Source organism: Sphingobacteriaceae bacterium, assembly GCA_002319075.1.
In the GTDB taxonomy this organism is placed as follows: Bacteria; Bacteroidota; Bacteroidia; order B-17B0; family Aurantibacillaceae; genus Aurantibacillus.
The window spans coordinates 4,584,417-4,597,359 of sequence record NVQB01000001.1 but is presented as its reverse complement, the minus strand read 5'-3'; the positions used below and the strand labels follow the sequence as shown (position 1 = coordinate 4,597,359).

The following is a 12,943-nucleotide window of genomic DNA, read 5'->3' as shown; positions in this document are numbered from 1 at the left end:
TTATTAAAATTTAAAATCATTTTTAAAATCTTCAAAAGATACTGCTTTGATATCTTTCTCTGATAATATGGGATTTACAATATCTTTTGCAAAATCAAAAGACCTGTAATCAATAGCTCCATCCGTCGCGGGGTCAAAAACTTCAGATGACTTATATTGCATGATTGCAAAATCCGATTTAACCATATAGCCATGTGCCAGGCCTTTATCAAGGAAAATAGATTTGGGAGACTTTGCATTTAGTTCGAATGAAACATATTGACCGTAAGTTGGTGAGCCAACTCTTAAATCTACAATGTAATCTGTTACTTCACCGTGAACGCAATAAACAAGTTTATAAGTTGCAGTTGGAGGATTTTGAAAATGCATACCGCGAAATACATTTTTATGAGAATAAATAAAAAATTCTTCCGTAAACTTCATGTCCAGATTTAACTCCCTAAATATATGTGCGTGAAATGTTTTTGTGAACGATCCTCTTAAGTCTTCAATCTTTTTAAGTTGGATTTCGAAACACCCGGAAATTTTTGTTTGTACTACATTAAACATGCTATAGAAAGTAATATTGGATAATAAATTGATGTCGAATGTAGCTAAAATATTTTATATTTGGCGCCAAATAAGTTACATTTATAATTGAACATGGCCCAGGTTAAGGTAAGTATTTGTATTCCTGTATATAATGGAGCAAAATATATCAGCGAAGCAATTAATTCCGTTCTCAACCAAACTTTTCAGGATTTCGAAATTATCATTTTAGACAATAAATCCACAGATAATTCTGTTGCTGTTGTAAAGAATTATACGGACCCAAGAATAAAACTTTTTCAGAATGAATCAAATTTGGGTATGTTGGGAAATTGGAATAAAATTCTGACTCTTGCGACAGGTGAGTACATCAAATTGCTGCCGGCTGATGATGCAATTTATCCTGACTGTCTGAAATTACAGTGCGAAATTTTAGACCAGGATAAAAAAAAGGAAATAAGTCTTGTTAGTGGAAGAAAAAATATTGTAAACGCTAAAGGGAAAATTATTTTTAGCCGGGGCTTTTCCAAAAAAAGAATCAGGGTAAGCAAAACAGATGCAGTGAATAAAAATATCCGTTCTGGAGGAAATATAATTGGAGAACCTGGTGTAGTATTGTTCAGAAAAGAACTTCTTGAAGTAACCGGCGTGTTTGACGCCAGTATTTATTACACTATGGATTTAGATCTTTGGTTCAGAATGCTATTACATGGCGACTTATTTGTCATACCAGATAACGTATGTATTTTCAGAGTATCAAATGAATCAGAGAGCACAAAAATAATTAACAGGCAGAAAACAGATCAACAAAATTTTATTAGAAAAGTGTTTTCCGCTCCGGAGTATCAACTAACAAAATTCAACTACAGAGTAGGATTATTCGCAGTAGTACTTTCAACTTTTTTTAAAAAGATCTTGTACAAATTTATTTTAAACTGATGTGCACTTAGGTTTTAAGCAATGATTGTCCAATATTTAAACCACGCATCACGCAATCGTCCGTCCAGTAGTACTTCCACTGCCCAAAACGTCCTGCCATAACCAAATCTCCTAAAGAATTTTCAGAGTCTAATTTTTTATTCCAATCTGTTGTGGGTTCTAAATCATCCTCTTCTCTCGCCAGGCCGAAATTAGAAAGATATGTGTATATTTTTTCCAGGGCACCTCGTCTCTGATGATCAAAAATAACGTTAGCGTAACAAATCTGCTTCGTGTTGACTTCTTCGATATTCTCAAGGCTCTTAATAAGTCCCATTTCAACCAATTCTTTGCAAACAGAATCTATAATATGATTAAGATTTTCGGTTTGTTTTCTGTATTTAGAAAAATAGACCTCCACCTGAATACCAGTTTTACCACGAAAACCATTTGACTCTGCGAATAACTCTGTTATGGAAATACGGCTAGAGTACTTTTCTTTATCGTACACATACAACCATTGATTAAGGATGGTTGCCGGATGATTTGCCACAACATTAATGAGGAGAAGCTCTGAACACGAGAGCTCTTCTGCCGCATCTTTAATCGGTTTCGGAGCATTCGACCTTAATATAAATTCTGGAAGGGCAATAGTATTTATAAGCCTTGTATAAATTTTAGTACTCCCATCTTTAAAGGTAATTTGTCGTTTATCAAGATCGATATACTCAAGCTCTTTATTGAAATGAATTTTAGCGCCCTCTTTCAATTTGTCGGCATAAGAATAATAACCACCTTTCTTAGGGTAACGCGCAGTGGTTAAATAATGCTTTGATTTCTCCGGAGCCTTTAAATAACCTGATTTTACATCTTCAATAGCCGGAAAGAAAACACGTTCTCCTACCCAATCTGTGGTAAGGTTTTCAGCTGAAGTAGTCCAGTATTTCAGGGTATAAATGCACGGAAATTCTTCTGCAAACACCTCGCCGAATGCCTGGTACAACCATTCCTTATAATTTTCGGGTTTGGCATTCGTATTATTTTCCTGTCTTGAGGAAAGAAAAGATTCTAATGATCTGGTGCGGATTGGCTCAGGCAAAGCATAAAGATTTGTTTGTGCGGGATGAGCCACCCAATGTCCTTTATAATAATTGGTTGGAAAAGTAGGATATTCCAAATATTCACAGCTATCCGCAAAAAGCTGTTTTACGTAATCGTACTTTGTAAAAGATACATGAGGCCCTTCATCCCAGGTAAATTCATTAATTTTCTGAGAATGTATATGTCCACCGGAATGACTGTGTTTTTCAAAAATTTCACACTGATGGTTCAAATGATAAGAACTGCTAAGACCCGCAAGACCTGCCCCTAAAATAATTGTCATAAAATTTTATTTTGTGTCAAATTTATTATTCTTCCAAAACTACGAATTTTATTTAATCCTGACTCGTTGTAGCAGGCCCGAATCCTCCCTATTTTTTTAAAAGAAATTCTTTGCTTTCTCTTATTAAATCTGCACCCGGATACAATTATTATAAGTATTTTTACTTTTTACCTTTAAAAAATAAATACACACAACGGAAGCTAAAATAATCTTGTTTAATCTTAATAATTTTAGAATATTAGACTAATGAAATTAACTTCGCTTTTTAATTAAACTCACTGAAATGAATATAGAAAGAAGAACAGATCTATCTGTAATTATTCCAATTTATAATGAAGAGGAATCAATTCCCGAACTTTACGACCGCTTAACTAAAAGTGTCTCCGGTATTACAAGTAACTACGAATTTATTTTTATAAACGACGGGAGTAAAGACCGCTCATTGTTAAAGCTGATAGACCTTTCGAAAACCGATCCAAAAGTTTTCTTTATAAATTTTAGTAGAAACTTCGGACACCAGATCTCTGTAACCGCAGGTTTAGATGCTTGCGTAGGCGACGCAGTAGTTATTATTGATGCAGACCTGCAGGATCCGCCAGAACTTATTCCGGAGCTGTATAAAAAACACAAAGAGGGCAATGAAGTAGTTTACGCTACCCGTTCGCAAAGAAAAGGAGAAACATTTTTCAAAAAATTTACAGCGAAATTGTTTTACCGTCTTTTGGTTAATATTACCAATATCAAAATTCCAATTGATACAGGCGATTTTCGTTTGATAGACCGCAAAATTGTGGACTATCTAAAATTGATGCCTGAACAAAATAAATTTTTGCGTGGACAAATTGCCTGGCTGGGCTTTAACCAGGCCTCAGTAGAATATAGCCGGGACGAGCGTAAATTCGGAACTACCGGCTATCCGCTTAGTAAAATGATCCGCTTCGCTCTTGACGGTATTACTGCATTTTCAGACAAGCCTTTAACCTTTGTAACGCAAATCGGAGTATTTGTATCATCTTTATCCTTCATTGTGATTCTGGTTGCCTTGCACGGTCACTTCATAGCCCACAGAACACTTACCGGATGGACCTCCCTGATCATAAGCAGTTTGTTTTTAGGAGGAATACAGTTAATTTCCATAGGAATTATCGGTTTATATATTAGCCGTATCAACAAGAACGTTATTAATCGTCCATTGTATCTTATTCAAAATTCAAATATTCCAGGCGCTGTGAAAGCTTAATAATTATATGAAAACAACTGTTCAAAAAGAAAAAACTAGTGAGACAAAAAAATCATTTTTGAATTTATCTCCCGAAGAGAAAATCTCACTTGGTATTTTAGTGATTATCCTTATAGTGATCGCCAGCATTCGTTCAAAATTCTCGGGTATTGGCTTTGAGAGAGATGAAGGGGCATATAGCTATTATGGGAAACTTCTACTTGAAGGCAAAACGCCTTACGTTGACTTTTACGAACAAAAATTTCCAGGGATATTTTATTTCTACGGCCTAATGGTTGGTTTGTTTGGGTTCACGGTAAAAGGACTTCACATGGGCTTTATGCTTTTAAACATGGCCTCCGTTATCCTTATCTATTTTGCCGCACGCAAACTTTTTAATCCGTTTGCGGCAATAATTGCCGCAACTACTTACGCTTTCGTATCACTGACTCCAAACCTCAGCGGTTTTACTATTCAGTCGGAACATGGTGTTGCTTTTTTTATAAGCTTGGGGATGTTATTTTTTGCTTTATACAATGACAAAAGAAAATGGCTTCATCTTTTTTTAATGGGCATCTCTTTTGGAATGGCTTTTATGATCAAGACCAATGGCGTGTTTCTCGTACTTTGGGGTGGTGGCACTCTGATCTTAAATTATGTATTTGATAAAAACAGGAGCGTTAAACAGTTGCTGATCAACATTGGTATTTACGGAGCCGGTGGTTTCCTGGTGATTTTATTTTTCTTCGCGCTGATTCTGCTAAAAGGTTCTTTCAATGAAATGATGTTCTGGGCTTATGAAGTGCCTAAAAATTACGTTGGAAAAATAAAGTACGAAGACGGTGTAAAATATTTCGGATACACACGCGACGCCATTGTTGAGAATTACAAATTTTTCTGGATGTACGCCATTCTTGGCGTTTTCGTTTGCCTTTTAAAATCTATAAGCTGGAGAAATAAATTGATTTACGTAACCCTTGCTTTCTTTTCGTTCATGACAATTGTTCCCGGCTTTTATTTTTACGGACACTATTGGATTCAGCTTATTCCGGGACTTTCCATATTATCTGCCCTGGCTTATTTCGGAATTATAAACTTCCTTCGCGACTCTATGAATTTAAAACAGCCTGTTATAAAATATGCATACCTGGCCATCTTTTTTATTCTTACCATTAAACATGTAAGCGCATTAAAGTCATATTATTTTCACCCGAATTACGAGCGTATTTTAAGAACCGTTTATGGCAGCAATCCCTTCCCTGAAACGTTGGAGATAGCGAATTATATCAATGCGAATTCAAAACCCGAGGATCAAACGGCTATCATTGGTTCAGAACCGGAATTCTATATTTACACGAATAAAAATTACCTGTCACGCCACGCTTATTTTGCGGCTATTGTAGCTGACTTCAAACAACATCCACAGTGGCAAAGAGAATATGCCCAGGACGTTGAGAAAGCAAAGCCAAGATACCTTGTGTTTTATAACCATGGCATTTCTTTATTTGTTCAACCAAATACCGATAAATACATTTTTGATTGGGTAAATAAATACGTTGCAGAAAACTATAAAATTATTGGTGTTGCCGATATGGTAGATGGTCAGCAAACCACTTACGCGTGGAAAGAACAACTGAATGGTTTTCAGCCAAAGGGACAAAATGTAATTTACATTTACGAAAGAAATACAACCACACCTCAACAAGCAGCGGCTCCGGCTAATGCTACAGAACCAGTTAAATAAAAAAAGAATTTAAAACGAAATTCATATGTCTGATTTTTCAAATTACAAATTCGGTACCAGGGCTATTCACGCGGGTGCAGATCCAGATCCAAGTACCGGTGCCATTATGACCCCGATTTACCAAACCAGCACCTACGTTCAGGAATCTCCGGGAACAAATAAAGGCTACGGTTACGCACGTGGAAAAAATCCAACAAGAGAAGCACTTCAAAAAAATATTGCAGCTCTTGAAAATGGCAAACATTGCGTTTGTTTCAGCAGTGGCATGGGTGCAACAGATGCTGTAATGAAACTACTTCGTCCGGGAGACGAGGTTATTACCGGGGACGATCTGTATGGCGGATCTTACCGGATGTTTACCAAGATCTTTCAAAATTACGGCATTAAGTTTCATTTTATAGATCTTACCAATGCAGACAATATTAAAAAATACCTGAATGCTAATACAAAGATGATATGGGCAGAAACTCCCACTAATCCTACCATGCAGATCATTGATATTGTGGCATGTTCAACCATTGCAAAAGCTAATAATATTACTTTAGTGGTAGATAATACTTTTGCCTCTCCCTATCTTCAAAATCCTTTAGCATTAGGTGCCGATATCGTAATGCATTCTGTTACCAAATACATAGGAGGTCATAGCGACGTTGTAATGGGAGCTCTAATCACCAATGATGACAAACTTCACGAACAACTTTATTTTATTTTAAACAGTTGTGGAGCCAATCCTGGCCCTATGGATTCGTTTTTAGTAATGCGTGGCATCAAGACTTTGCATTTACGCATGGAACGTCACTGTTTTAACGGACGTAAGGTTGCCGAATACCTTAAGACCAATTCTAAAATTGAAAAAATATACTGGCCTGGTTTTACAGATCATCCCAATCATGAGATTGCTAAGAAACAAATGCGTGACTTTGGAGGGATGATTTCTATCGTTTTGAAAGACAAAAGCATCGAAAATACTTTTAAAATCGCCTCTTCTTTCAAAGTTTTTTCTCTGGCAGAAAGCCTGGGTGGCGTTGAATCTCTCATCAATCATCCAGCTACCATGACACATGCCTCTATTCCAAAAGAAGAACGTGAAAAAGCCGGTGTTACCGATAATTTATTGCGTTTAAGCGTTGGTGTTGAGGACATTGAAGATCTAATTGAAGACCTAAAACAAGCACTGGGATAAGAAATCTGTGCTGTGCTTTTTTTACTGCAATAGTTTAAACAAATTGCTTACTTTTACTTTTATCTAAACTTTAGCCCATGAAGCAACTTCTCTTGATTCTTTTATTGTTTGCTGGCAATCTGCTTCACTCACAAGTGGTTATGTGTAAAGATGGAGAAACAAAGTTTACCTCAGAAGCTCCGCTGGAACTTATTAAAGCCCATACTAATAAAACCACCGGAGTTGTAGACTGCGCAACTAAAAACGTTGCCTTTTCCATCGACATTGATTCATTCGAAGGATTTAACAGTGGCCTGCAAAAAGAGCATTTCCGTGAAAACTATATGGAAACTGTAAAATATCCGAAAGCTACATTTAAAGGAAAAATTATTGAAGATATTGATTTTTCAAAAAACGGAATGGTATCTGTAAGGGCAAAAGGTATCTTTACCATTCACGGTACCGACAAGGAAAAAATCATAAAAGTAAAAGTTACTATAAAAGATAAGGACATGTTTGTTGAAACTTCTTTTGAAGTTCCACTTGAAGATCATAATATTAAAATTCCGAAAGTCGTAAACCAAAAAATAGCTTCGGTAATTATGGTGGAAGTAAAAGCCACTTTAAAACCTAAAGCCTAGTTCTTATTTGTGTTGAAGCAACTTAAAATAACACTTGTTCTATTTGCTTATTCCTCACTCCTATTCTCTCAACTCCAGGTTAAAAATTATTTTTCGTTAACAGGAAAAAAAGACATTTCTGTAAACGTAATAATGCAGGATTTTTCGGGCTATTTATGGCTTGGCACTAGCGACGGGATTTATAAGTTCAATGGTCGCTCCTGCACAGAAGTTGCTAAAGAAAACGCAATTTTAAAAAAAGAAATCAGTGCTCTTTTTATCGACTCTAAAGAAACCATTTGGATCGGAACAAAATCGGGTAAAGTATATTATATCAAAAAAAATAAAATTGATTCTCTTCTCTTTACAAAACCTAATGAAGAAAAAATCACTTCTTTCTGCGAGTTAAAGAGTGGTGTTTGCATTGGAACCTATGGCAACGGTGTTTTCTATTGGTCTGGTTCTCAACTTACTCATTTTACCAGCGAAAAAGGTCTTAGTGATAATGTTATTTACAAATTAAGCAGTGATCTTATAAATAAAATCTGGTGTGGCACAGACGCAGGGATTACAGAAATTGACAATGTAATCACAAATCCACGTTTTACAATTATCTCAAACAAACTCGGATTACCTGATAACATTGTAAGAGACGTTACTTTTGATAATGGCCGTTTACTCATCTCTATGCAGGATTCAGGGATCTGTTATTATAACTTTGCGAAAAAGAAGATAGAACGTAATCCCTTCTTCACGAGCTGGGCCCTGGGTCCGGTAATGAATGCTTTCAGTCAGACTACGACTAAGATGGTTGTTGGTACTGAAAAAAACGGATTGATTCAAATTGACAAGGGTTCTATCTTTGTATATAACTACGAAGATTACATTCAAAGTTCCGGCATTAATCAGGTTTTTATTGATCGTGAAAAACAAATTTGGTTAGCATCAAAAAAAGGAATCAGCCATTTTACAGAGCGCCGTTTTAATTTTATTAATACCACCAAAGGACTCAGTGATGATAAAATACTTGCCCTGGCGATTGATAACGATAACGCCGTTTGGGTTGGTACTACAAAAGGAATCTCGAAGATAATGAACGATGCGGAAGGTAAAACCATCGTGAATAAAATTCAGGATCTTAATAAATATACGATTTCCTGTGCTACCAAGGCTCCGGATGGAAATATCTGGTTCGGCACTTATGGAAATGGAATTATTATTTTAAGTTCTGAGACAAAAAACACCGTCATTATTAATTCTAAAGAAGACAAACTGGCTAATGACAACATTAGCAACATTTATTTCGCCGATAAGAATACCGTTTATATTTCCACACTTGGCGGAGGACTCGTGAAAGCAAGAGTAGAAATGGATGGTATGAAAAAGAAGTTCTCCATCGAAAAAACATTTACAGAAGCAGAAGGCTTGGGAAGTAATTATGTATACGCCTCCATTACCGATGACAAAGGAAATCTTTATTTAGCAACGGATGGAGGTGGGCTGCAAAGACTTGAACAGGAAAAATTTATTGATCTGACTAAAAAATTTAAACTTAATTCCAATACGGTTTTTTCTCTATGCAAAGACCAGTACAACAACATTTGGGCAACTTCTAATGCCGACGGCGTAATAAAATACGATGGCAAATCTTTGTTAAGCATTAAAATGTCAAATGGTTTAAGAGATGAACAACCTCAGCAATTGGTTGCTTCAGACAACACGGTTTATGCTATAAATTCAAAAGGGATAGATAAAATAAACTGCAAAGATAATTCCGTGAGTTACTACGATCTTTACGACGGAGATATGGAACCGAATTTAAACGCGGTATTTTATTCACAGGATAAAATTTACAGCGGCACAAACAATGGCGTTCTCACTTTTCGAACTAATACCGAGACAAGCGATTCTATAAAACCACAAATTTTTATTAGTTCCTTCCTCTTAAATTTTAAACCTTTCCCTCTTGATTCTATTTATGAATTCAAACACAATCAAAATAATATTGCTTTCGAATACAATGGCATCTGGTTAAAAAACCCCGGCAAACTTCTTTTCCGGTATATGTTGCATGGACAGGACGAAGATTGGATTTATTCTGACGAGGGTGGCATCGTAAATTATAACAACCTTAGTCCGGGTACCTATACGTTTAAAGTGCAGGTTAAGAATGAAGAAGATGTTTGGAGCGACCCCACCGGCCATGCTTTTATCATTCTCACACCTATCTGGAAGCGCTGGTGGTTTTGGATCCTGGTTGTAGCTGTGGGAGCTTCATCCATTTACTTGTTCGTAAAATACCGTTTAAAGGCCCTGCAACGTGAAAATCTTTTATTGGAACGCCGCGTAAAAGAAAGGACTTCGCAAATTGAAAAACAATCGCAAATTATCGAAAGTAAAAATATTGAACTCGAGCAACTCTCTCTGGTGGCAAGTAAAACCGACAATGTTGTTTTAATTCTTGAAGCCGATGGCAAATTAGAATACATAAACGAGAGTTTTGTGAAGCTGAATAAAATGGATCTGGATGAGCTTAAGAAAAATTATGGGGACACCATCTACTCTTTAAGTAACAACAAGGATATTAGATCTATTATTGAGGATGCCGTTCGTAACAAACGTTCTGTAAATTACGAGTCTTTGAATAAGAAGATAGAATCCGGAGCTGAAACGTGGGAATCTTCCACTCTTACACCGATCTTTGATGATCAGGGTCAGCTTAAAAAAATTATCATTATCGATACGGATGTTTCTGTAAGAAAAAAACAAGAGCAGATCATCATTCAAAAGAACAAAGACATCACCGACAGTATTTCTTACGCCAGGAAAATCCAACACGCCATTTTACCGGCAAATGATCTTATAAAAGCGTATATCCCCGAATCTTTTGTGCTATACATGACTAAAGATATTGTGAGTGGTGATTTTTACTGGTTTACACATTTTGAAGACTGTTCAATTATTGCCGCTGTAGATTGCACAGGACATGGGGTTCCGGGTGCCTTTATGAGTCTTATCGGCTATAATCTTTTAAACCGGATAGTTAACGAAGAAAAAATTACAGACCCGAAAGATATTTTAGTGGCATTAAACAATGGTGTTTTAGGTGTTCTACATAAAAATGAATCTGAATCAAAGGATGGAATGGATATTGCGATCTGCAAAATAAATCATTCGAAAAACACTTTAGAATACGCGGGTGCTATGCGCCCACTTTGGATAGTAAATTCCAACGGTGTATTATCAGAAATTAAAGCAGATAAAATCCCTATTGGTACCAAGCAAAAAGACAGGGAAGAAACCATCGTGTATACTACGCATACTCTAGAGACTAATAAAGGCGACATCTTCTATATTTTTACAGATGGTTACGCAGATCAGTTTGGAGGATTAAAAGATAAAAAATACAGCACATCCCGCTTTAAAGATTTGCTGGTTAAAAATTCGAAATTTGATTTTGATTCACAGGAAAAAAATATCAAACAAGAACATTTAGACTGGAAACATGAAAATGAACAGGTGGATGATATTCTTGTTATTGGATTTAAGATTTGAGTAATTGCCCATCCAAACCCAGAAGCGGATTTTGAATTTCAGCCAGTAAACCCCATTGCCGGGCTTGATGACGTAATTTTTTATAATACCAGCCGCGGTGATGGTCTTAATTCGTGGAGCTGGTTTACCACCTTAGATTCTAAGGCAATGACTAAAAAAAACATCAAGTACAGATTCACTCTCGCAGGGAACTATCCAGTAGTATTATTTGCCCAAAACAAATGGGGTTGCAAAGACACAGTTATAAAACCGGTTCTGATCAATGACGAGTTTGGATTATATATACCAAACGCTTTTACTCCAAATGGCGATCGACTAAATGACTTATTTAAACCGCAGGGAAGTGCAATAAAAAAATACAGCATTGAAATTTTTTATCGCTGGGGAGAAAGCATCTTTTAATCCTACGATTTTGCGATGGGTTGGGATGGAACTTACAAATCTAAACTATGCAAAACAGATGCTTATGCATGGAAAATTACGATTACCAATTTTTCCGGCAATACCAAAAACCTTAACTGGCAAAATCACCTTACTCAAAGGTTCACAAGGTGCTGAGTATTAAAACCCCCTTGATTTAGCTAAAAGTTGCAGAGGAATGTAAAATTGGACTGAAGGCGTTGATTGATGAAGGGTTCCAGGTATCAAGACGTTCATTTAGAGCTTTCAAATGGCATAAAATCTAAGATCATCCAATAAATACCATCTACACACGCGAAGGCAACAAGGTTTTAGGTTCTCTTCTCTTAAATCCCCAACTCCTTCAGCATACTAATGCAATTTTTAAAACCATCCATTACGTGAAGATTGTAATCTTCCACCATTTTTTTTAATTGTTTAAGCTGCGGCTCTTGCAAATCGTTTAGATCAATTCCTTTAAAAGCGTGAAATTCCTGGCAAATACTGCGATAAAACACATTAAAATAGTTTTGTCTCGGTTCGCTTGATAAGAGTGCTGCGGCAGCCATCAGCTTAAAAAGGATATACTCAATATCTTTTAAACACTTCTCCATTTTTTTAGAAAGATCGGGAGAAGATTCGTGTGAAATTTTAAGATCCGTATATATTTTTAAGAGTCCAAGATTGTTTAGAATTTCTGAGATTTTTCGCGCGAACAAAAAGTAGTAGTGATCAATTCTTGCCATCGGGAATTCTCTTTCAAAACACTCTGTGTAGTGCGACACCCAATTAAAATACTCTTCAAAAGATTGTGGATGTTTTTGAATGTCAATATCAAGATGTTCTGCAACACTTATAGCTGTTTTAAGATGCGCATTACTTTCGTAGTACTTGTCCTGCAGAGTGTCTGAAAATTTTGAAATGTATTCTGATAAAACTTCGTCCTTCTCGTTTTTACAAAATTCTATAAACTCAAGCTCACTAAAATAAAGGGCAGGCGCATAAGCAGTGAATCCGGCATAAAATAAAGTAAATCTCTGACTCATCATATCCTCTTCGAAAGTAACGTCTGGGTGAAAACATACCGCACACACGGTGCAAAAATGTTATGAAAACAAAAATAGAGAAAAAAAAACAGGTCTTCTCAATATATTTATCCCCCGATAGTGGTAATTTTAGGGGGATTGGGGGGTTAATTGAATTTACCGCAATCTTATAGACGCATTGTATAACTTAGTCGTTATTTAAAACCGATTAATCGAAAAAAGACTATAAACATTTTTTAAGAAACAGAGTCGCGATAAAACTAAATTTTTAATGATTTTTGACCTCAAAATACTCAAAAAGTTGTATTAATTGAAAATGAAAAAGTATATTAGCACACACAAAAGAACTGAGCACACACAATTAACTT

Annotated in this window: 10 protein-coding genes; 7 read left to right on the top strand and 3 right to left on the bottom strand. The window is 36.0% G+C overall.

Features of this window, described 5'->3' with window-relative positions; translation table 11 throughout:
* Positions 1–3 precede the first annotated feature (3 nt).
* Entirely contained in the window at positions 4–549 is a 546-nt protein-coding gene (locus CNR22_19965) for a dTDP-4-dehydrorhamnose 3,5-epimerase (protein ID PBQ33956.1), read from the bottom strand.
* Between the two features lie 93 nt (positions 550–642).
* Between CNR22_19965 and CNR22_19960 the strand changes: the two genes are divergently transcribed.
* The gene (locus CNR22_19960; GenBank protein ID PBQ33955.1) at positions 643–1,467 is read left to right on the top strand and encodes a glycosyl hydrolase; all 825 of its coding nucleotides are present in this window, start codon (positions 643–645) and stop codon (positions 1,465–1,467) included.
* Positions 1,468–1,474: 7 nt separating this feature from the next.
* Here the strand turns inward: CNR22_19960 and CNR22_19955 are convergent, their stop codons facing one another.
* Complete coding sequence (locus CNR22_19955) at positions 1,475–2,830, bottom strand: hypothetical protein (protein ID PBQ33954.1); 1,356 nt, start codon at positions 2,828–2,830, stop codon at positions 1,475–1,477.
* 283 nt (positions 2,831–3,113) lie between these two features.
* Here CNR22_19955 and CNR22_19950 point away from each other — a divergent pair, with 283 nt between their 5' ends.
* From CNR22_19950 to CNR22_19925, 6 genes are all read left to right on the top strand, one after another.
* A complete protein-coding gene (locus tag CNR22_19950; protein PBQ33953.1) occupies positions 3,114–4,070 on the top strand; it encodes a glycosyltransferase in 957 nt (318 codons plus the stop codon).
* A gap of 7 nt (positions 4,071–4,077) precedes the next feature.
* Entirely contained in the window at positions 4,078–5,793 is a 1,716-nt protein-coding gene (locus CNR22_19945) for a hypothetical protein (protein PBQ33952.1), read from the top strand.
* Between the two features lie 25 nt (positions 5,794–5,818).
* Entirely contained in the window at positions 5,819–6,976 is a 1,158-nt protein-coding gene (locus CNR22_19940; GenBank protein PBQ33951.1) for a cystathionine gamma-synthase, read from the top strand.
* Positions 6,977–7,053: 77 nt separating this feature from the next.
* Positions 7,054–7,596, top strand: coding sequence for a hypothetical protein (locus tag CNR22_19935; protein ID PBQ33950.1), 543 nt, complete (start codon positions 7,054–7,056; stop codon positions 7,594–7,596).
* A gap of 9 nt (positions 7,597–7,605) precedes the next feature.
* Positions 7,606–11,130: a hypothetical protein gene (locus CNR22_19930; protein PBQ33949.1), complete on the top strand. Its 3,525-nt coding sequence runs from the start codon at positions 7,606–7,608 to the stop codon at positions 11,128–11,130.
* Between the two features lie 147 nt (positions 11,131–11,277).
* Positions 11,278–11,532: a hypothetical protein gene (locus CNR22_19925; protein ID PBQ33948.1), complete on the top strand. Its 255-nt coding sequence runs from the start codon at positions 11,278–11,280 to the stop codon at positions 11,530–11,532.
* A 344-nt stretch (positions 11,533–11,876) separates the two neighbouring features.
* Here the strand turns inward: CNR22_19925 and CNR22_19920 are convergent, their stop codons facing one another.
* On the bottom strand, positions 11,877–12,623 hold the full coding sequence (locus CNR22_19920; GenBank protein PBQ33947.1) for a hypothetical protein: 747 nt from the start codon (positions 12,621–12,623) through the stop codon (positions 11,877–11,879).
* Positions 12,624–12,943 lie beyond the last annotated feature (320 nt).